The sequence below is a fragment of the Pontibacillus halophilus JSM 076056 = DSM 19796 genome, assembly GCF_000425205.1.
In the GTDB taxonomy this organism is placed as follows: domain Bacteria; phylum Bacillota; class Bacilli; order Bacillales; family BH030062; genus Pontibacillus_A; species Pontibacillus_A halophilus.
In genome coordinates, this window is record NZ_AULI01000007.1 from 171,517 (window position 1) to 190,737 (window position 19,221).

Annotated in this window: 24 protein-coding genes; 10 read left to right on the forward strand and 14 right to left on the reverse strand. The window is 42.2% G+C overall.

The features are described 5' to 3' along the window. Positions 1-54: 54 nt before the first annotated feature. Together H513_RS0107985 and H513_RS0107990 are read right to left on the reverse strand one after the other, a co-directional pair. Positions 55-1,266 (reverse strand): ABC transporter permease, encoded by a 1,212-nt coding sequence (locus tag H513_RS0107985; RefSeq protein WP_026800274.1) that lies wholly within the window; start codon positions 1,264-1,266, stop codon positions 55-57. Beyond that, on the reverse strand, positions 1,259-2,002 hold the full coding sequence (locus tag H513_RS0107990) for an ABC transporter ATP-binding protein (protein WP_026800275.1): 744 nt from the start codon (positions 2,000-2,002) through the stop codon (positions 1,259-1,261). Before H513_RS0107990 ends, H513_RS0107985 begins: the two co-directional genes overlap by 8 nt. A 506-nt stretch (positions 2,003-2,508) precedes the next feature. On the opposite strand from H513_RS0107990, the gene H513_RS0108000 reads away from it, so the two are divergent. The 3 genes from H513_RS0108000 (at position 2,509) to H513_RS0108020 (ending at position 4,476) form a co-directional block, all read left to right on the forward strand. After that, a complete protein-coding gene (locus tag H513_RS0108000) occupies positions 2,509-2,943 on the forward strand; it encodes an HIT family protein (protein WP_026800276.1) in 435 nt (144 codons plus the stop codon). 124 nt (positions 2,944-3,067) lie between these two features. Further along, a complete protein-coding gene (locus tag H513_RS0108005; RefSeq protein ID WP_036769509.1) occupies positions 3,068-3,595 on the forward strand; it encodes a tryptophan transporter in 528 nt (175 codons plus the stop codon). Positions 3,596-4,101: 506 nt separating this feature from the next. Beyond that, a complete protein-coding gene (locus tag H513_RS0108020) occupies positions 4,102-4,476 on the forward strand; it encodes a YtxH domain-containing protein (RefSeq protein ID WP_026800278.1) in 375 nt (124 codons plus the stop codon). Positions 4,477-4,776: 300 nt separating this feature from the next. Here H513_RS0108020 and H513_RS0108025 read toward each other — a convergent pair whose 3' ends face one another. The 3 genes from H513_RS0108025 to H513_RS0108035 all read right to left on the reverse strand — a co-directional run bounded on the left by H513_RS0108025 (position 4,777) and on the right by H513_RS0108035 (position 7,784). Further along, positions 4,777-5,685: a glycine betaine ABC transporter substrate-binding protein gene (locus H513_RS0108025; protein ID WP_026800279.1), complete on the reverse strand. Its 909-nt coding sequence runs from the start codon at positions 5,683-5,685 to the stop codon at positions 4,777-4,779. Positions 5,686-5,752: 67 nt separating this feature from the next. Next, positions 5,753-6,595 carry an ABC transporter permease gene (locus tag H513_RS0108030; protein ID WP_026800280.1) on the reverse strand — a complete coding sequence of 281 codons (843 nt, stop codon included), beginning with the start codon at positions 6,593-6,595 and terminating at the stop codon, positions 5,753-5,755. Further along, positions 6,564-7,784 (reverse strand): quaternary amine ABC transporter ATP-binding protein, encoded by a 1,221-nt coding sequence (locus tag H513_RS0108035; RefSeq protein WP_026800281.1) that lies wholly within the window; start codon positions 7,782-7,784, stop codon positions 6,564-6,566. The genes H513_RS0108030 and H513_RS0108035 overlap by 32 nt, the downstream gene beginning before the upstream one ends. Positions 7,785-8,071: 287 nt before the next feature. Between H513_RS0108035 and H513_RS0108040 the strand changes: the two genes are divergently transcribed. Further along, complete coding sequence (locus tag H513_RS0108040; RefSeq protein ID WP_026800282.1) at positions 8,072-8,566, forward strand: GbsR/MarR family transcriptional regulator; 495 nt, start codon at positions 8,072-8,074, stop codon at positions 8,564-8,566. A gap of 229 nt (positions 8,567-8,795) precedes the next feature. Further along, the gene (locus tag H513_RS19825; RefSeq protein WP_036769506.1) at positions 8,796-9,377 is read left to right on the forward strand and encodes an HTH-type transcriptional regulator Hpr; all 582 of its coding nucleotides are present in this window, start codon (positions 8,796-8,798) and stop codon (positions 9,375-9,377) included. Here H513_RS19825 and H513_RS0108050 read toward each other — a convergent pair. Then, positions 9,369-9,791: a DUF1878 family protein gene (locus H513_RS0108050; RefSeq protein WP_081658222.1), complete on the reverse strand. Its 423-nt coding sequence runs from the start codon at positions 9,789-9,791 to the stop codon at positions 9,369-9,371. The genes H513_RS19825 and H513_RS0108050 overlap by 9 nt on opposite strands. Positions 9,792-9,951: 160 nt before the next feature. Here H513_RS0108050 and H513_RS0108055 point away from each other — a divergent pair, with 160 nt between their 5' ends. Beyond that, entirely contained in the window at positions 9,952-10,506 is a 555-nt protein-coding gene (locus H513_RS0108055; protein WP_036769502.1) for a DUF3267 domain-containing protein, read from the forward strand. A 121-nt stretch (positions 10,507-10,627) separates the two neighbouring features. Continuing rightward, positions 10,628-10,807, forward strand: a complete 180-nt coding sequence (locus H513_RS22070; protein WP_026800285.1) for a hypothetical protein — start codon at positions 10,628-10,630, stop codon at positions 10,805-10,807. Positions 10,808-10,881: 74 nt separating this feature from the next. Here the strand turns inward: H513_RS22070 and H513_RS21200 are convergent, their stop codons facing one another. Then, complete coding sequence (locus H513_RS21200) at positions 10,882-10,971, reverse strand: YjcZ family sporulation protein (protein WP_081658223.1); 90 nt, start codon at positions 10,969-10,971, stop codon at positions 10,882-10,884. A gap of 204 nt (positions 10,972-11,175) precedes the next feature. Here H513_RS21200 and H513_RS19830 point away from each other — a divergent pair, with 204 nt between their 5' ends. After that, on the forward strand, positions 11,176-12,135 hold the full coding sequence (locus H513_RS19830; RefSeq protein ID WP_036769500.1) for a peptidylprolyl isomerase: 960 nt from the start codon (positions 11,176-11,178) through the stop codon (positions 12,133-12,135). Between the two features lie 38 nt (positions 12,136-12,173). Here the strand turns inward: H513_RS19830 and H513_RS0108075 are convergent, their stop codons facing one another. Genes H513_RS0108075 through H513_RS0108090 form a run of 4 tightly spaced genes read right to left on the reverse strand, consistent with a single transcriptional unit; the run spans position 12,174 to position 15,277 of the window. After that, a complete protein-coding gene (locus H513_RS0108075; RefSeq protein WP_026800286.1) occupies positions 12,174-12,368 on the reverse strand; it encodes a sporulation YhaL family protein in 195 nt (64 codons plus the stop codon). A 53-nt stretch (positions 12,369-12,421) separates the two neighbouring features. Further along, positions 12,422-13,687: an MDR family MFS transporter gene (locus tag H513_RS0108080; protein WP_026800287.1), complete on the reverse strand. Its 1,266-nt coding sequence runs from the start codon at positions 13,685-13,687 to the stop codon at positions 12,422-12,424. 24 nt (positions 13,688-13,711) lie between these two features. Continuing rightward, complete coding sequence (gene yhaM, locus H513_RS0108085) at positions 13,712-14,662, reverse strand: 3'-5' exoribonuclease YhaM (protein ID WP_026800288.1); 951 nt, start codon at positions 14,660-14,662, stop codon at positions 13,712-13,714. Between the two features lie 60 nt (positions 14,663-14,722). Next, positions 14,723-15,277: a GbsR/MarR family transcriptional regulator gene (locus H513_RS0108090; RefSeq protein WP_407946603.1), complete on the reverse strand. Its 555-nt coding sequence runs from the start codon at positions 15,275-15,277 to the stop codon at positions 14,723-14,725. Between the two features lie 319 nt (positions 15,278-15,596). On the opposite strand from H513_RS0108090, the gene H513_RS21545 reads away from it, so the two are divergent. Continuing rightward, positions 15,597-15,749 carry a YuzL family protein gene (locus tag H513_RS21545; protein ID WP_154655209.1) on the forward strand — a complete coding sequence of 51 codons (153 nt, stop codon included), beginning with the start codon at positions 15,597-15,599 and terminating at the stop codon, positions 15,747-15,749. A gap of 19 nt (positions 15,750-15,768) precedes the next feature. Here the strand turns inward: H513_RS21545 and H513_RS0108100 are convergent, their stop codons facing one another. Further along, positions 15,769-17,034, reverse strand: coding sequence for an ABC transporter permease (locus H513_RS0108100; protein WP_026800290.1), 1,266 nt, complete (start codon positions 17,032-17,034; stop codon positions 15,769-15,771). Further along, the gene (locus H513_RS0108105; RefSeq protein ID WP_026800291.1) at positions 17,027-17,926 is read right to left on the reverse strand and encodes an ABC transporter ATP-binding protein; all 900 of its coding nucleotides are present in this window, start codon (positions 17,924-17,926) and stop codon (positions 17,027-17,029) included. The genes H513_RS0108100 and H513_RS0108105 overlap by 8 nt, the downstream gene beginning before the upstream one ends. Before the next feature lie 178 nt (positions 17,927-18,104). Here H513_RS0108105 and H513_RS0108110 point away from each other — a divergent pair, with 178 nt between their 5' ends. Then, positions 18,105-18,290, forward strand: coding sequence for a YhzD family protein (locus H513_RS0108110; RefSeq protein ID WP_026800292.1), 186 nt, complete (start codon positions 18,105-18,107; stop codon positions 18,288-18,290). A gap of 40 nt (positions 18,291-18,330) precedes the next feature. Here H513_RS0108110 and H513_RS0108115 read toward each other — a convergent pair whose 3' ends face one another. After that, a complete protein-coding gene (locus H513_RS0108115; protein WP_026800293.1) occupies positions 18,331-19,101 on the reverse strand; it encodes an enoyl-CoA hydratase in 771 nt (256 codons plus the stop codon). Between the last annotated feature and the right edge of the window lie 120 nt (positions 19,102-19,221).

Here is a 19,221-nt window from a genome sequence, read left to right on the forward strand (position 1 = left end):
ATTCTACGATGTATAGTACAAAAAGCCCTCTCCACACTGGAAAGGGCTTCTCTATCATGCGATTCTTCTTGGTAAATAAAGATACACGAGCACATAGCTAATCACAGCTCCTGCTATCCATACAATCGGAATACCAACCCAGTGGAATCCAACAAGGAAAGCTAGGCTTAGCAAGAATGTCTTCACAAGAAGGAGCTGGAATAACCAGCGCTTTATTGCTGCTTTCTTCTGTTCCTTTGTGATTGGATACAACGATGACCACTCTAAATGCTCATGGTGTGACCAGAGCGGCACCATTTGGAATCCACTTAAATAGAGGAAGATAAGGGCAAATACAATTTTCGCCCACACGTTTGGCGCCCACGCTACAAGCGCCACTCCAATGAACAGGAGTCTCATGTACAGTCCTAAATAATCACTTCTAGCGAATGTAATCCGGAATAAATAGTCATACGTCGCAGATTGTTTAAACGAAACGCCTCGTTTAACAATCGGCGTAATCCATGCCCGCTTTTTCACAGGCTGCTTCAAGTGCGGTACATCGGTAAATAAATTCGCAAATCGGTAGAACGACTGCATCCGTGCCTGCTCTTTCTCAATCAGCACATCCCAAGCGACGCCTTTATTTTGTTTCGCCTGAACATAGGCATACATCATAAAGGCAAACAACAAGATCGTCGTAATGGCTGCGAACACCCACTGATTGCTTAGGATAAAGAACAAGGAGGACGTGGTCAGCACGTAGCGAATTCCACGGTCAACCCACTCGCCGTATAAATTACGACTGTTCAGTTCCCACCAATGTGATAGTAAATTCCACGCTTTGAAGATAAGAAGCGCACTAATAAACCCAATGAACATTTCGCGCGGGCGGTCAGGATAAAGCGCGAAATGGAGTGGAGCGAATAACGCTGTCACTAAGATAACGGGGTAAATCGTAGCGGCATAGGTGTATAGCAACCCATTCCTAAAAAAAGTCCCTAATCGGTGTTCTGTCGGCAATAGAAAGACAAGATCCGCTTCCTTTAGCATCGTGCGTAACGGAGTGAACGTCACAAAGATTCCAATGACAACTGCCATAAGAATCGTGCCTGGGAAATTCTCAGGAATGTCCTGTAGCCATTGCCCATAAAAGTACGTAAACAGGACAAAGAAGAAAAAGAGGGCAAATACAAGGTGGTCATTTAGCATGAGCCTCAAATATCTACCCGTCTCCCTCATATGAGCGGATAGTCTTGTTCTCCACAGCTCTTTCGGATCAATCATGGTCATCTTCCTTTGTAAGCTGCACATAGATGTCATCAAGAGTTGCATCCGGCATGTTGAATTCCAGACGTAGCTCTTCAAGCGTCCCCTTGGCTCTTACCTCACCATCATGCAAGATGACAAGTCGGTCACAATAACGTTCCGCCGTTGCTAAGATATGCGTGGACATGAGGATTCCCGCTCCATTTTCTTTCATTTCATTCATGAGCTGAAGGTAAGACTGAATTCCGAGCGGGTCTAACCCTACAAATGGTTCGTCTACAATATATAGGGATGGTTCAACAAGGAAGGCACACATAATCATGACCTTCTGACGCATCCCTTTAGAGAAATGAACCGGGAAGAAATTCAACTTCTTCTCTAAACGAAACTCCTTCAATAAAGGCTTGAGGCGTTGCTGGAATACGTCTTCACTTAATCCATAAGCCATCGCTGTTAATCGTAAATGTTCATGGAGTGTTAATTCATCATAGAGAACAGGCATCTCAGGAATATAGCCAAGTTCACTCCGGTAACCCTCTGGATTTTCTTGAAAGGTCTTCCCATTTATAGAGACAGAGCCTTTCTTCGCTTGCATTAAGCCGATGATATGCTTGATGGTTGTACTCTTACCAGCACCGTTTAAACCAATCAATCCAACAATCTCACCGCGCTTCACGTCAAATGAAACACCATGAAGCACGTTCTTGTTCGTATAGCCACCAACCAGGCTATCTATATGTAATAGTGATTCCATATGTCTCCCTCTCTCTCGCTTCATTACTACAGATTTTATCATCCCCCACCCGCTTTTACCAAAAAAGATGAAAAAAGAATGCATATAAAGAACGCTACCGAGCCATAATACTAGTGAAGGCAACAAGGAGCGGGTCGACAGCCACTGTTTCTTGTTTAGACTTAAGCTATTTGCTTAAATTCGAAATGAGGTGTCAGTGAAAGACTTAATAGCGAATCTTGACCAAACTGGTTAAGTACTTCACACATTCATGACAAATGAGGTGTTGACGGCAGGCATATTAGGGATTTCCGATCACGATTTGAATGAGTAACTCCTACGTGTGCTCATTCTCTAGGTGGACCCCCACCCGTGTGGAAGCGATTCGGTTCTCCGCCCTTGTTGTCCTTCACAGAACAGAGCGTCTTTGGCGCTCTGTTCTTTTTTTGTGTGGTGGGGTTGAAGTGGTTTCCTACTCGTAAGTTTGATACGATAGCGGTAACGAAACGGAAAGAGGAGGAGTAGAAATGAGCCAAGACTGCATTTTCTGTAAGATTATTGACGGAGAAATTCCATCCGCACGTGTATACGAGGATGAAGACGTGTACGCATTTCTAGATATTAGCCAAGTAACAAAGGGACACACGCTTGTCATTCCGAAGAAACACACAAAGAACATTTATGAAACGGACGCTCACATCGCTGAGAAAGTGTTCTCGCGCGTACCGAAGATTGCTAATGCCATGAAAGAAGCCTTCCAACCAGCAGGAATTAATATTCTAAATAACAATGAAGAGGCAGCAGGTCAATCCGTCTTCCACCTACATATCCATTTAATTCCACGCTACGGCGAAGAAGATGGATTTGTTCCAAAGTGGGAAACGCATAGTGACGCCTATTCAAACGACCAACTACAAGACATTGCACGCTCCATCTCGAACGCCATCTACACGGAGCAGTAAGCACAATTAAATTTACTTTTAGGTATAGTTTGTTATAATGAGATTATCTTTCGCAGCTGGTCAAGAGGACACAGCTGGAAGGTGCTCTTTAGAAGAGTTCAGAATAGATGAGGAGAGATGAATGATGAAATTAGACACACGAGTATTGATTATGCTGTCATTGTTAGTTGGGATTGGGGCCGTATTGCACATTGTTTCACCACCTGCGTTGTTCGGAATGAAGCTTGACATGTTGCTTGTCATGATGTTTATAGGTATCCTGCTATTCCCGCAGCTACCTTACGTCATGCTCCTGTCACTTGTTACAGGTGCCATTGCTGCCATTACAACAACATTCCCAGGTGGACAACTCGCCAATATTATTGACAAGCCTCTTACTGCCCTTGTTGTATTTGCCTTGCTTAAAGCAACTCAAAAAGTAGCCAACAAGAAAGTATTGGCTTCTGTCCTTACGTTTATTGGCACAGTCATTAGCGGATCGATCTTCTTGTTCATTGGACTAATTGTCCTTGGAGCAGAAGGTGGATTCCTAGCACTATTCACAGCCATTGTACTTCCAACAGCAGTTATTAATACAGTACTCATGACGATTATATATCCAATTGTACAACAAATTTTCAGTCGCACGAGTCTTTCCCAGAAAGCAGCATAATGCTTGAGCCCTCCTATAAATAGGAGGGCTTTTTTATTGCTCTCACAATCCGGATATCACTCCTCCTCCATTCGCTCCACGTAGATAGGAAGACATACGTCAACTCTCCTTTCTTTCGTTCAAGTTTGACTCATATCTTCCTCAATCCATATGTCCTTCAATAAATAGTGGATGAGCGAATCCTTCAAGGTAATCCTTCTGCATAGCGAATTGAGCCTCTCCCACCCCATAAAACGGTGTAAGAAGATAATCATTCTTCACCCGTAATCTCCCCCATATAATAGAAGTAAACGTTCAAGACGCCACCCATTTCCTTAATCACTTTCCAATTGGAAAACATATACAAACAACAGATCACACCTCTCATGTATCCCAAACCATTATTCATGGAAACGTACTAGTAGACATACGTAAACAATTTCTAACGAGCTTGCTCTTTTTTCTGTTTACATCTAAACAGTTGTTGGGAAAATCGATATAATAAGAGGTAGAAAGGAGTGGTTCACATGGGCAAAGGCAAATCAATTATGATTGGATTCCTCGTCGGTGGTGTAGTAAGCGCGACCGCAACCTTACTTAGCACCCCTTCTTCTGGTACAGAACTGCGGCAAGAGGCGAAAAACAAAGGTGAAAGTATGAAACATACATGGGAGCAGCTCATTACGGAAGGAAAGCAGCTATCAGAACAGATTACAGCTACTTCTAAAGAAGGAGCTGCCATGTTAAAAGACTTATCTCAAGAGCTTCGTCAATCCTTGGAGACGTGGAAACAAACCGTAGAGCCACACCAACGTAAAATCCAAAAGCATTTACAAGATATTGAAACCAGCTTAAAAGACCTTGAACAGAAAGTAAGAGAAGACGAACAAACGACTACGTAATTATGAAGAACCCATGCTCCTGACAACGAGCATGGGTTCTTTCTATTTATTCAGCTGTTACTCATACAATTTCTCCAGATTGTTGATTTACTTCCCCGCGAGAATGAACAAAGGTAGCAACACGTAGAGCAGGATTAAAAACATACTTAAATCGGTCCCCTATTAGTCAACATTTACAACACTCCGCTTATTAACATTTTTATGTTTTTGTTCGATTTCATAACACAACCTTAGACGAACTCTACCTTCCTTTATGAAAAAATCCTCCCCACCAAAAGGCGAGGAGGATGTAACCGTTCTTTATTCAGATTTCAAATCTTCAATAGAAGAAATGTCCATGTAAGATGGAACTACAAGTCCGATCTTAGCACCTTCAAGGTTGGCACCTAAGTCAGCCAAGCTTTCTTTATGCTCTTCGTACAGGTCACCGTGTGTTCCTGGCAACCAAGCACCTACCATTGCATCTGCTTGACCTGAGGAAACGGCTTCCCATTGTCCCGCGTTATCAAGTGCTGTAATTTCTACTTCAAAGCCTTGCTGGGTTAGAACCTCTTTAATGACGTTCGTTGAGGCAATTTCTGAATCCCAGTTCACGTAAACAAGTTCAATACTCTTGCCGTCTACTTCTTCTGCTCCTTCAGTCCATTTAGCTACTTCTTCTTCATTATCTGAAACCCAATTCTTCGCTGCTTCTTCAATTTCTGTACCTTCTTGACGTTCAAGCATAACAGCTTCCATGTCTTCTGTTGTCCAAGCAAATTGGTCTAGGATTGTGTATGCATTTGGCATGTCTTCTTCTAATCCTTGACGTGCCATCGTTTTAATTTGTTCTTCAGCTCCGAATACTTTCTCTGGGTCTTCTAAGTATTCAAGCTCGTACTTCGAGAATTTCCAGTGTGGGGACCACCCTGTAACAATAATTGGTTCTTCATCTTTGTAGGCATTCTCTAATTCTTGTGTCATGGCACCACTTGAAGATGTAGCAACTTCCCATTCAGATAAATCGTAGCCATCCGCACTAACGGCCTTCTCCGCTGCCTTTACGACCCCAGCTCCGGCTTCGATTGCTGTAATTTCATAGTCTAGTTGTTCACCAATACTCTCAGAACCTCCATCAGAAGAAGCATCATCTGATCCACATCCTGCTGCGATTAACGTAAGTGACAATCCTGCTGCCATACCGATCTGTTTCAAGTTTCCTTTAAACATATCTACTAATCTCCCCTTATTACATAGTTTTGTTCTATATAGTCTCCTCATCCTCGATGTGGAGGTACTATTGCGTTTTCTGTGAACTAATGCTTTGTGTGAAACGGTCAATAATGATTGCTAGGATTACAATACCAAGTCCAGCAACAAAGCCTGTTCCAACTTCCGCCCTCTGCAGTCCCGTGATTACTGTCTGACCGAGTCCTTTCGCTCCAATCATGGAGGCAATAACAACCATTGAAAGGGCTAGCATGACAGTCTGGTTAATTCCTGCCATAATCGTCGCTCGCGCCATCGGTAGCTGCACTTTAAAGAGTTTCTGTGTACCAGTTGTTCCGAATGAATCAGATGCTTCAATTAATTCTTTAGAAACTTGGCGAATTCCTAAGTTTGTAAATCGAACCGTTGGTGGTGTGGCAAAGACAACCGAGGAGAATACGCCTGGAACCATACCGATACTAAAGAAAGCAACGGCAGGGATTAAGTATACGAAAGCAGGCATCGTCTGCATAAAGTCAAGAACTGGCGTTAGAATCCGTTCAGCCACTTTATTCTTCGCCATCAGTATTCCAAATGGAACACCGATGATGACACTAATCAAGCTCGCAAAGATGACGAGCGTGAACGTATTCATTAAATCAGACCAAAGTTCCTGATTATAGATGAACCATAACCCAATTACTGAGAAAGCGGTAAGACCCACGTTCTTCGAGATGACAAACGCAATAACTCCGACAATTAGAATGAATAGCCATGGCGGAATCCCCATCAACCAATCTTCTGCAAATATCTCAATAAAGTCGCCAAAATCTTCACGTAAGGGTTCAAATAACCATGAGAACGTTTCCTGAACCCAATCAGTTGCACTAGAAATCCAATCAGCTAATGGAATTTTCGGCATAAAGTTCATTGTTGAAGACCTCCTCATTTCCCGCAAGAGCAGCAATTACAGCTCCACGAACGATAATTCCACGTAGTTTCCCATCTTCTACAACAGCCACTGGTACTTGCGAGTCATGGATGATATCGAATATATCATTCAATGAGGTATCCATACTTACAGTTGGAACGTCCGTCTGTAGAATTTGAGAAAGGTTGTTCTCATTTTGTTTCTTCGCCATGGATGCTTGATCGGCTGTAACGTATCCTTTCAGATTACGTTGACGGTCGATGACATAAATACTTGATATGCCTTCCTCACGCATGCGCTCTAGGGCAACGTTCGGTCCATGTTTATCAATATTAAGCGTCTCTGGGCGCTTCATAATCTGTTGAGCTGTTAACACTTTCGAACGGTCAACATCTTCAACGAACTTCTCTACATAATCGTTAGCTGGATTCACAAGAATTTCTTCTGGCGTGCCTACTTGCACAATTGAACCATCTTTCATTAGTGCGATGCGGTCGCCAATTCGTAGCGCCTCATCTAAATCGTGGGTAATGAAGATAATGGTCTTCTGCATTCTTTCCTGTAAATCAAGCAATTCATCTTGCATTTCCTTACGAATCAAAGGGTCAAGTGCGGAGAACGCTTCATCCATAAGCAGAACTTCAGGGTCATTCGCAAGCGCACGCGCAAGTCCGACACGTTGCTGCATTCCACCTGATAACTGTCCTGGATTTTGCTTTACGTAATCGCCTAATCCTACTAAATCGAGTGATTCTCTCGCCTTTTTCTTTCGCTCTTCTTTGTCCATTCCTTGTACCTCAAGGCCAAACTCAGCGTTTGATTGAATGGTACGGTGAGGGAATAGCGCAAACTTCTGGAAGACCATACTCATTTTCTCACGTCGGATACGACGAAGGTCTTTTTTATTCATTTTTGCGAGGTTCTCCCCGTCTATGTACACGTTTCCTTCTGTTGGCTCGATGAGACGGTTTAATAAACGAACGAGTGTAGATTTACCACTACCGGATAATCCCATAATGACAAATATTTCGCCTGATTCTACTTCGAATGTTGCTCGGTTAACTCCGACAGTATTCCCTGTCTGTTGAAGAATTTCATCCTTTTTAAGTCCTTGATCTAATAAAGGTTGAACTTGTTTCGGGTTCTTACCGAATATTTTTGATAAGTTTTCAACTTCAATGATCGGCACTTTCTTCACCTCTCCATCTTTTCGACTGCGACTTATGAATCATCTATTGAAAGCACGTCGCTTTGTTATCGCCTTTTACACTATATTACGAACTTTACAAATTACACAAACTTTAAATACATTCATTTTCGTTTATATAAAACGTACAGTTTATACTGTATATCCTCAATACATTAAATACTCTTTTTTACTTCCATTTGCTTTTAAATGCTTATCTATTTCATATTTTCAAAAAATTACGTATTCATGTATGGTTAATAATAGAATGGAAAAAGGAGGTTCCTTCCATGGAAAAAGTGGAATCGACTGAACTTTTACAAAACGCACAAGCCCAAACGATCATGGAATTTTCTAAAACGCTTGAGATGTTCGGGCTTACACCAGCCGAAGCAAGACTATTCGTCAGTCTATACATTGAAGGGAAACCGATGACATTAGATGAGATGAGCGAAGCATTAGGAAAGAGTAAGACATCAATGAGTACAGGGATACGAAGCCTGCTTGATTTGAATCTCGTTGAACGAGTGTGGAAAAAAGGAGTTCGGAAAGATTTATACCAAGCCAATGAATCGTTATTTAAACGATTCATGTCGACATACATTAGTCGTTGGACAGAGGCTTGCAATCGGCAAATGAAGTCTGTTCAGACCATTCAGGAACAAGTGGAAGATCATGCTACCGACAACGACAAAGAGCTAAATCATTTGAGAAGACGACTTAAAGACATACTTGAGTTCCATCAATTAATTGAGAACGCTTTCGAAGATTTATATCCGGAATAACGTTTTAGAAGTACATAAGAAGTCTCGGTGCAGCCGAGGCTTTTTCTATGCTTAAATCATTTCTTCCTATAACGTTTTCCTCTCATTTACGACTTGCTGTCGTAGTTATTTACCTTAAAAACCAAAAAAAATTCGAAATCCAACATATTCGAACTTTATAGAAAGATTATTTCTTGTCATAATTAAGGGAGGTCTAACTTACTGCTTGTTGAGGAAAAGAGGCGATAAAATGAAGAATGAATACTCCATGAAAGAAGCCATCATGTTTAGTCATAAAATGGCACAGCTAAGCAAAGCCTTATGGAAATCCATCGAAAAAGATTGGCAGAAGTGGATTAAGCCCTTTGATCTCAATATTAATGAACACCACATATTATGGATTTCTTACCATTTAAATGGCGCAAGTGTTTCTGAAGTATCAAAGTTTGGCGTGATGCACGTGTCAACAGCCTTTAACTTCTCGAAGAAGCTTGAAGAACGTGGTTTATTAACGTTCTCGAAACGAGAGAATGATAAACGAAATACGTATATTCAACTTACAAAGGAAGGCGAAGAGTTGTTGCTTGAAACGATGAAATCGTACAAGCCTGAGAGTAATTCGTTACTTGAAGGCTCGATGCCGTTGAAAGAAATGTATGGTAAGTTCCCTGAATTCCAGGACCTGTCAGCAGTTGTTCGGAAGATGTATGGGGATGATTATATGGAGATATTCGAGCGTACGATGTCGAGCATCGAATATGAGTACCTAGATGAGGACGAATTAACACAAAAGACCCAAGAATCTAATTCAGACGAAACAACGTCAGAATAGTTTCTGGGCCTTTATGTGCTTGAATGTCTTCATTAAGTCAACATACATCTGTTGAGAAATAAGGGCATCCATAACTTCATCAGGATGAAGTTTCACATTCAACATTCCTGCAAAGTGTATCAGGAGCTTCGTAAAATCCATCATACCATCGTGCTTTAGATTGACTAATTCAGCATTTAATCGTTCCAGTAATCTTAGCAGCTCCTGGTACTCTTCTTCATTTAAACCATTCTGAATAATCATTCTGGTAAATGGATACTGTTCAAACTGTTCCATTGAAACAAGTAATCTTATGTAGAAATCCAACTGTTCGACTTCTTTACCCTTCTGTTCCCCATCTGCCACCAACAAATTTCTCTCCTCTTTAATAACCTTCCAAGGCGCCACAATAGGCTTTCTCAGCCCCTTAACCATGTAAGCGAAAATGCTTTTTATTTTTTTACATTCAGCCTATTGAATTCTTCCGTAAAACATCGTATTATTCCATAGGAGTTACGCAAACGGAAGACCGATTCTGCTATCTTCATTCTACTATATTTTACAACTAAATGTCACAGTAAAGGGGGCCGTGGGTATGAACCTAAACTGCTGGAAAACGGTTAACATCAACAAAGATTTTGGTTCTGATCGAATCTTTATGGTTTCATTCTTACTCGGAACATTTTCCTTTATGTTCTTGTATGTTCCATTCTCAATGATTCATCACCAGCCTGCGCTTGAGGATCATGGTCTCTTACCATTGGCACTGGCTTTGTTCCTGCTGCCTAGCATCCACAAGCTCACACACATCCTTCCGCTCGTACTTCTGAACAAGCGCGTTCGAGTACAATGGAAATTTAAACGAGGGTTCTTACCCACGTTTCGTTATAGAGCTAACAGTGCCTTATCTAAGAAGACTTCTATTCTTATGGCTCTAGCTCCTACCTTACTGTTAACCATACCAGGCCTAATTGCCTGCTATGTATTTCCAAATTATTTTGCCTATATTTTGTTGTTTACGTGCATAAACATTGGGCTATCGTTCTTCGATTTTCTATGTGTCCGTCATTTTCTCCGCGCTCCGAGAAAGTGCATCATTGAAAACGCAAAAGATGGGTATGACATTTTGATTCAGAATACAGAGGTCTAACACGTATATTGGGTATGTCACATCGTTGGCATACCCTATTTAATTCCCGCCACTTTTTTCTGTTCAAGTCTTACATTTTTTGATACAGTAATTGCATAGGTGCAAAAGGAGGTTCACGATTTTGACTATATTCTTTGTACCATTTGCGCTAATTGTGTTATTCGTGTTTAATTCTTTAACTCATTCATTGTGTATAAAGACGGAAATGGCGAACGAAAAGCAACCAAAAGTGTTTCGAACCATTAATATTCTCATAACCATATTACTCATTTCATCTTATGTAGAGAATTTATACGCATAAAAAAGGAAGCAGGCGAACTGCTTCCTTTTTTATTTTGCAGGCAGACTTACAAGAAGTCCACCTTCTGAAAGCTCCTAGCTCAAGTATGCAGCACCAACAATGATCAACAAGATGAACAATACTACGATTAACGCAAATCCTCCACCGTATCCGTATCCACTCATGTAGAACACCTCCTTTGCTAGCGCTACGTTATCGTATGCAAAGAAGACCTTGCCCGAATAGGCGGTTGTCTATTTTTTGAAAAGTTTTACGATGGCCCCTACAGTCCTATTGTTTTCTGACAAAGTATGTTATATTATTGCAAGGGTCGGGTCACCCTAGTAGCACAACCGATTACATACAACAGATTAGGAGTGTCTTAACAGATGAAGAAGATGACATTAGCAACTGGACTAGCAGTTGGAATTCTTTCATTATCTGCTTGTACACAGGCAGATTCGTCTGAAACCGTTGCTGAAACGAAGAACGGAAATGTAACAGAGGAGCAATTCTACGAAGAACTTAAGAATCAGCCAAATGCGAAACAAGTACTTCAACAGATGATCATTACTGAAGTTCTTAACGATAAGTATGAAGTATCTGAAGAAGAGATTGACAAAGAAGTTCAATCCATTAAAGACCAATATGGTGAAGAACAGTTCGACCAAGTTCTTCAACAGAACGGCCTTCAATCTGAAGATGACTTACGCGACGCATTAAAGACAAGCCTTCTTCAAGAGAAAGCTGCCACTGAAGGCGTAGAAGTGTCTGATGAAGACATTCAACAACGCTATGACCGTATGTCTACAGAAATTGAAGCAAGCCACATCCTAGTTGAAGATGAAGAAACAGCGAAAGAAGTGAAGCAGAAAGTAGATGAAGGCGACAAGAGCTTTGCTGAACTAGCAGAGGAATACTCTACTGGCCCAACTTCTACTGAAGGCGGTTCTTTAGGCTTCTTCAGTGCTGGTGAAATGGACCCTGCCTTTGAAGATGCTGCTTATAACCTTGAGAAAGGTGAAGTAAGCGAACCTGTACAATCTTCATTCGGCTGGCATGTCATTAAAGTGACGGACAAACGTGAGAAAGAAGACGTTGAACCACTAGAAGACATGAAAGACCAAATCGAACGTGAGCTGAAGACCCAGAACGTGGACCAAGCCGCCGTTCAAGAGAAAATGAACAAATTGCTTAAAGATGCAGAGATTGACATCAAAGTGGACGGGTATGAAGACCTTCAAGAATCCTTCGACCAATCGAATGAATCCTCTGACTCTGAAGAGTCTGGTGAATCAACAGAAGAAGGTTCCTCTGAAGAATCCACAGATGAATCATCTGAAGAATAAAGACAAAGAGCCAAGCGGAATTCCGCTTGGCTCTTTATTTACGTTCCGGATACGCGCTGTTGCTCTCGCTTCTCTTTCTCTTCTTGAATCCGATCCATATACTTTTGACCTTCCTGCTCAATATACCTCTGATTTAACTGATACTCATCACGGTTGGCTCGAAACGCCATATACCCACTGAATAGTGTAAATGCAATAACGAGTAACACCCACCACGGGATTTGTGCGATCATACTTGCTCCCCCTCGTCCTATTTCTAGTACAAGGTATGCTAGAACACATGCAATTATGCTTTCACTCCCTGCTCCTGTTCCAAACGGTAGAACATCCAGTAGAACACACACGCACTCAAAACGGATAACCCACCAAGAATAGAAAAGACGGTTGAGTAGGTAAAGGTATCCGTCAATACAAGGCTTACCGGCGCTAAGAGTCTGCCTAAGGTGAAGCGTAAGCTAGAAGCAGAGAAATATTGCCCGCGTTTGTCCTCAGGAGCTACGCGGGACACAAAGCTCTCCTGGATGCCCACCATCATTAATTCAGCGAACGTGAACACGCCCATGACCAACATGAATACAAGAACACTCTCTGTCATCCCATAAGCGGTCATCGCCACAGCATAAAGCAAGCTCGACCCAATAAACACCCATTTCTCTTTGAAACGTGTCATCACTTTCGTTACATAGACAGTAAACAATGCGACAAGTAAACCATTCTCCGCTAAGACAAGCGAGAAGGCTTCTGGACCAGATACGGTAAGTGTCCAATCTCCAACTGCAAGCAACGTCTGTTCCTCTACGACTTCACTCGTGTAAACCGCAAGTAAAACGTTTAGCTGAAGAAACGCTTGAGAAACAAGAACGCCACCAACGATAAACAACAGAAACGTCCGGTCACGCGCAATGACACCATAGTCGGATAGTTCTTGCCCAATAGCCTTATACCATGGAACTTTCGTTTCACGACGCTTCTTCAAGACGGGGGCGGTTTCTTCCAATTTCACTTGCAACAGAACCGCCAGTGAAATGGTAATAAACACCCCTGTCAACAAGGTTGCGAATCGATACTGATAGAAGACGATACTTCCAATCAACGGCCCTGCCACTACCGCAATATTTAGGGCTGTATAGAATACAGCAAACACATCGGCACGGTCACTCTTAGGCACGACGTCCGCAACCATAGCTCGTGAAGCCGGCCAGTAAAGAGACTGAGCAACCCCAAGGAAGCCAAAGGCGAGATACGTCATAACGGGCGAGTATAAGAAAGGCGAATTGGCAGTGGCGAATAGCATAAATGCAAGGCACTCCCCCAACACGGCGAGCACCATCATACGCTTTCGTCCGAATCGATCTGCACAGTAGCCTCCGATTAAATTAGCAAGAACAACAAATGATTGGGACACAATGAGAAGAAGACCTGCTGTACGGTCTCCAAATGCCCCTTTGAAATAAATCGTCATAAACGGAAAAAAAGACCAGAATAGAAAATTCATCATCCCTTCTCCTAGAAGGCGAATTTTCAAATTCTGGTCCCAGTCACGCAGCCTCATTCCAACCCCTTCTCTCTACCTCTTCTAAGACGGTTCCGTGAACAACGGCTTGTAGAAACGGCGATTGTCCATCGCAAACATTCTGTCTGTAAATTCTCCAGGTTGTACTTTCTCTAAGGCGCGGTTTAACATGTTCATCTTTGCATCAATGTTATCAATCTGGTGAAGAATCTCTGCTTCACGGATAAGGGGCGGCTTCGGACTTCCCCATTCTCCCTTGCCATGATGGCTTAAGATCATGTGTTGAAGCATCGTCACTTCTTCTCCTTCAATCCCAAGTTCCTTCGCCACAGCTCCAATTTCATCCATCATCATCGGAATATGGCCTAATAGCTGACCCTCAAGCGTATAGGACGGTGTCGCCGGCCCTGACAATTCCCGTAGCTTCCCAAGGTCATGGAGAATAACTCCAGCGTAAAGTAAGTCTTTGTTAAGGTCTGGATACAAATCAACCAGTGATTTCGCAAGGTTCAACATGGAGACTACATGATGAGCCAATCCAGACACATACTCGTGGTGATTCTTCACTGCAGCTGGATAGGTTAGTAAACCTTCTTGGTAGTTGCTAACGAAATGTCGTGTAATGCGTTGTAAGTTAGGATTACTCATCTCAAAGATACGTTCTGTAATCGACTCCATGAGGTCTTCCCGACTAACAGGTGCTTTCTCTAGAAAGTCATCTAGCTTCACCCCATCTGTAGGCTGAGCCAAACGAGCATTAAAGATTTTCAACTGGGGCTTGTTGCGGAATTGTGTAATCTCACCGTGGAATTTCACAATTTGGTCTGGGAGGTATGTGGCTTCATCTTCTTTCGTAGCGTCCCACAGCTTCGCTTCAATCTCACCTGATTGGTCTTTTACTATAAGTGTTAAGAAAGGCTTGCCATTACTAGCAGTTCCTTTCGTAGCTGATTTAATTAGCAGGAACCCATCAAATGAGTCTCCTACAGCATATTGGCTGATTCCTGGATTCATCCCATAACCCTCCCCATAATTAAGTACAAAAAGAAGAGCGTGTCAATTCACGCTCTACCATTAGTCGTCCTCAGGAAATTCTTCCTTCGGTACGTATTTAAATATCTCGCCTGATTCCACTACTCGGATAAAGCGCATGAGCCAACGGTAATAGCTTTTCGCATATTCTAGACGGTCGATATCAGACTGGATCTTCTCACGAAGGTCTTCGTCTTCCGTCTTCTTGTAAATCAGTTGCAGTTCAGCAATTGTTTCATCGGCTTCTTCCATGTTTGTTTCTGTATAGTGGCGCCATCTGTTTCCAAAGAGTGACGTGAATGACTTGTACCAATCTTCTTCAGATTTATACAGATCCTTACGTACACCTTTCTTAAACGATGGTTCGACCATCTTCATCTCACTCAAAGTACGAACACCAGTAGACATGCTCGTTTTACTCATTTCGAGGGCATCGCGCATATTATCTAGTGTCATCGGTTCGTCTGAGAAGTAGAGCGTTCCATATAGACGACCTACAGATGAGGTAATCCCATAAACACCCATATTCTTCGCAATCACCTGAATAAACTTTTCAATGGTTTCTTCGTACTTTGTCCATTCTTGATTTTTATTTATATCTGGCAATGGACGACCCTCCACTTGCATTATTCGGCATGTACCTAACGTATTTTATCACTATTATTCCAAATGTGCGAGGTCATGACAAATAAAAATTAAAATTTAATCAGTTTTTTTCGTAAGGTCTACACGTTCTGTATGCATAATAGCGTCACGGCGGTTATTCTAGTAGTTTAGACCTTTCCTCACAACCTTATACAGAATGTTCGTGATTCTTCTACTTCTTTTCCCTTCTCACATGAATCTTGAAACCTTTTCACATGAATTCATACATAGGGCCTAGCAGAGCGGACATGCTAGTACTGAGGTGATTAGGATGCCAAAGCAAAAGAAAAACCCTTCCCAACGCGGTAAGAGCGCCGCTAGTGTGAAAGGCCCTACAAACGGACCTGTCGATAAGTTCCGTGATGAACCAGAGAACCAAACCAATAATATGCAGTATAAAAAACATAACACAGCTGGAGAGTAATCTCCGCTGTGTTATGTTGTTAGTTAGATGTGTTTCGTTCTTTTTTCGAAAGTGTGATGGCCTGACGGATATCTTTGAATAGAGAAGTACGATTGTACATCAGAACTCCTCCTCGGTAAATACGAGCTCCAAAGTATCCGAGGGCAACGATACTTGCAATTAATAGCACAATACTAATGAGAATTTGCCACATTGGTGGTGAAACCATTCCGATCCGAAGCAGCATGAGTAACGGCGTAAAGAAAGGAATGAAAGAACAGATTTCAATATATTTCGCCTCTGGGTTCGCAAATCCAGTCATCGTTAGCATAAATGCAGCAATAATCAAAAGCATCAATGGCGTAATGATTTGGTTCACTTCTTCTGTCTTACTAACAAGAGACCCTAGCATGGCTGCTAACGTTGAATAAAGAAGGTAGCCTAGAATAAAGAAAAGGACTCCGTATAAGACTAGTGTCGTCTCCATCCCATCCATCGTTATAAATTCGCCTACCGCTGTAGCTTCAATTCCACCGTTCGCTTGGATTGAGATAAATGCAACAACCGCGATGAGCAAGAGCTGCACGATTCCCAATAAGCAAATACCGAGGATCTTACCAAACATTTGCTTTACAGGAGAAACACTCGAGATTAGGATTTCCATGACACGTGATGATTTCTCTGTCGCAACCTCAGTCGCAATCATCGTTCCATACATAATCATCGTAATATAAAGCAAGAGGACAATGACATACACAATGCCCATCGCTCGACCAAGTTCTTCTTGTGTCTTTGCCCCTTCTTCAAGGGTCGTTGTCTCGAAAGCAACAGGTGCGAACGCTTCTTGTAGCAACTGAGAATCAACATTCAGCTGACTCGTTGCATACTGAGTCTTTAACTGTTGAAGAAATCCAGTCAACGAATTTCCGTAGTTGTTAGACGTTAAGTTCTTCGCAAAGTACGTTGCTTCCGGTAGCCCTGATTCCCCAAGGCGAAGCTCTAAGTAGCCTGCGTACTCTCCTTCAATAACCGCATCCTTCGCTTCTTCCCCACTCTCACTATATTCAATGAGTTCGTATTGGTCAGACACCACTTGTTCTTGAAGAGGGGTAAATAATTCACCGGACTCATCCTGAACCGCAATTTGTTCAAGCTTCTGTTCATCCCCCTCAAACAGTCCCATGATGCTTTGAAAGTTTGTACCTGCAATAACGACTAACAGGAATAAGGACGTCGTGATGATAAACGTTTTCGACTTTAGCTTTGTTAGAAAGGTGTACCAAAATACGATTAGAAATTTACTCATAAGAAGCACCTACCTTCTCAATAAAGATGTCGTTTAGGGAAGGCTCTTCAAGCTCAAACTTCCGTACGAACCCTTTGCCTTGAAGGGCTGCCAATAAATCTTGGGAAATGCCCTCATTTTCAATTTGCACTTCGCACCCATCCTGCATTTGCTTGTATTTCACGACCCCTTGTTGATCCTTTAAGAAAGATACGTCGAAATCGGCGTTAATACGCACATTCTTCTTACCAAAGGATCGCTTAATATCCTTTAGACGACCATGAACGACTGGTGTCCCTTTTTGCAGAATGCACAAGTTCTCACATAGTTCCTCCACGTGGTCCATTCGGTGTGAAGAAAATACGATGGAAGTTCCTTGTTCCTTTAAGCTTACAACCGCATCCTTAAGAAGCTCGACATTAACGGGGTCAAGCCCTGAGAATGGTTCATCCAGAATTAACAACTTTGGTTTATGTATAACGGCAGAAATGAATTGAATCTTTTGCTGATTTCCTTTTGATAGTTCTTCCACTTTCTTATCCTTATACTCCGGAACTTTAAAGCGCAGAAGCCATTTATCTAACTCTTCAATGACCTCCCTTGTACGCATGCCGCGTAAGTTACCAAGGTAAATCAATTGCTCCTTAACTTTCATCTTGGGATATAACCCACGTTCTTCGGGTAAATACCCTATGACGTTACTTCTAGAGTAATCAATACGCTGTCCATTCCATGAGATGTCTCCATTAGACTGGTCGATTAGGCCAAGAATCATGCGGAACGTTGTTGTCTTACCCGCTCCGTTCCCACCTAGGAATCCGAAGATTTCATTCTCTGGGATTTGTAAGTTCAACCCATTTACAGCAGTATGTTTACCGAATTGCTTCGTTACTTGCCGAAGTTCTAGCGTCATATTTAGCCCCCCTTAGGTAATAATTTCTTATTCAATCTTTTATATTACTAGAAATCGGGAATAGATAGAATGGAATTTCCTATATTTCTTTGTAAAATATAGGATTCTATTTATTTCGACAAAGCAGGAATCAAAGAACACCTTCACGAATGATTACACATAAGGAGGCGAATGAATAATGAAAGCATACGTACTAACTGTCTTTAAGCAAGACGGGACCAAGTTACTAGAAGAAACATTTGAAGCTCCAAATGACCACGATGCCAAACAAATAGGTACGAATCGACTTGAGGAAGCAGGCTATGAGGACCAAACCCATCGCTGTGTCGCACCTGATGGACATATGGTGCTCTTCCACCGATAGAAAAGGACCAACTCTCCATCTGTTGGTCCTTTTCTTTATCTTACTTCCCTTTGAAATTTGGTGAGCGTTTCTGTAAGAAGGCCTGTACACCCTCTCTATGATCCTCCGTATGACGCAATTCGTACTGCCACATCCGCTCCTGCTCTAACAGTTCTTTCAACCGCTCAAACTTCTGGCGATGATAGACTTCTTTCGTCCCAATCATAGCTTGAAGTGGTTGACTCTGCCAACGCTGCGCTAGCTTTAATCCTGCACGTTCTACGTCTTCTTCCGTCACCTCATCAACGAGTCCAACGTCATAGGCAGCCTGTCCATTAAAGGAAGACCCTTCCCAAATTAAGCGCTTGGCCTTCTGAGTACCTAAGCGTTCCTGTAGCCAGAAATGCCCGCCGCCATCTGGAAGCAACCCAACACCAATGAAGTTCATGGATAGCTTGGCATCTTCTTTCGCAATTACATAGTCTGTCGACAACGCTAGGCTGAGCCCTAAACCGACAGTTGGTCCATGTACAGCAGAGATTACAAGCTTCGGCATGAGGTAAAATTGAATGACGATATCCTCAATGTCCTTCATTACATTATTGAATGAGTGTTCGCCGCTTACGTCTTCCATCATAGACACATCGCCACCAGCACAAAAGCCATTGCCTTCACCTGAGAGCAAGACAATTAAATCATCATTGTCCTCAATATCTCGAATATGCTCCTTCAACTCACGCAACGCCTCATGATTTAATGCATTTAGCTTATCGGGTCTTGTGAATTTCAAATGGGAAACACCACTTTTACGAACTAAACGAAAATAACTCATCATTTCATCCCCCTTTTATGCCTTTCTACAATCTATATGTTCGGGAAATGAACAGTCGAAACCTGCAATACGAAGTAGATACCACAAAAAAAGAGCCTCACATTTGTGAGACTCTCTTCA

Coding starts and splice junctions, on each gene's coding strand:
- H513_RS0108115 (WP_026800293.1), bottom strand. CDS start 19,101: ATGAGTTATTTTCGTTTAGTTCGTAAAAGTGGTGTTTCCCATTTGAAA.
- H513_RS0108075 (WP_026800286.1), bottom strand. CDS start 12,368: ATGATCGCACAAATCCCGTGGTGGGTGTTACTCGTTATTGCATTTACA.
- H513_RS19825 (WP_036769506.1), top strand. CDS start 8,796: ATGAAGAATGAATACTCCATGAAAGAAGCCATCATGTTTAGTCATAAA.
- H513_RS0108030 (WP_026800280.1), bottom strand. CDS start 6,595: ATGAACTTTATGCCGAAAATTCCATTAGCTGATTGGATTTCTAGTGCA.
- yhaM (WP_026800288.1), bottom strand. CDS start 14,662: ATGAATCCAGGAATCAGCCAATATGCTGTAGGAGACTCATTTGATGGG.
- H513_RS21200 (WP_081658223.1), bottom strand. CDS start 10,971: ATGAGTGGATACGGATACGGTGGAGGATTTGCGTTAATCGTAGTATTG.
- H513_RS0108000 (WP_026800276.1), top strand. CDS start 2,509: ATGAGCCAAGACTGCATTTTCTGTAAGATTATTGACGGAGAAATTCCA.
- H513_RS0108100 (WP_026800290.1), bottom strand. CDS start 17,034: ATGAGTAAATTTCTAATCGTATTTTGGTACACCTTTCTAACAAAGCTA.
- H513_RS0107990 (WP_026800275.1), bottom strand. CDS start 2,002: ATGGAATCACTATTACATATAGATAGCCTGGTTGGTGGCTATACGAAC.
- H513_RS0108040 (WP_026800282.1), top strand. CDS start 8,072: ATGGAAAAAGTGGAATCGACTGAACTTTTACAAAACGCACAAGCCCAA.
- H513_RS19830 (WP_036769500.1), top strand. CDS start 11,176: ATGAAGAAGATGACATTAGCAACTGGACTAGCAGTTGGAATTCTTTCA.
- H513_RS0108055 (WP_036769502.1), top strand. CDS start 9,952: ATGAACCTAAACTGCTGGAAAACGGTTAACATCAACAAAGATTTTGGT.
- H513_RS0108050 (WP_081658222.1), bottom strand. CDS start 9,791: ATGGTTAAGGGGCTGAGAAAGCCTATTGTGGCGCCTTGGAAGGTTATT.
- H513_RS0108105 (WP_026800291.1), bottom strand. CDS start 17,926: ATGACGCTAGAACTTCGGCAAGTAACGAAGCAATTCGGTAAACATACT.
- H513_RS0108005 (WP_036769509.1), top strand. CDS start 3,068: ATGAAATTAGACACACGAGTATTGATTATGCTGTCATTGTTAGTTGGG.
- H513_RS21545 (WP_154655209.1), top strand. CDS start 15,597: ATGCCAAAGCAAAAGAAAAACCCTTCCCAACGCGGTAAGAGCGCCGCT.
- H513_RS0108025 (WP_026800279.1), bottom strand. CDS start 5,685: ATGTTTAAAGGAAACTTGAAACAGATCGGTATGGCAGCAGGATTGTCA.
- H513_RS0108020 (WP_026800278.1), top strand. CDS start 4,102: ATGGGCAAAGGCAAATCAATTATGATTGGATTCCTCGTCGGTGGTGTA.
- H513_RS0108110 (WP_026800292.1), top strand. CDS start 18,105: ATGAAAGCATACGTACTAACTGTCTTTAAGCAAGACGGGACCAAGTTA.
- H513_RS0108080 (WP_026800287.1), bottom strand. CDS start 13,687: ATGAGGCTGCGTGACTGGGACCAGAATTTGAAAATTCGCCTTCTAGGA.
- H513_RS0107985 (WP_026800274.1), bottom strand. CDS start 1,266: ATGATTGATCCGAAAGAGCTGTGGAGAACAAGACTATCCGCTCATATG.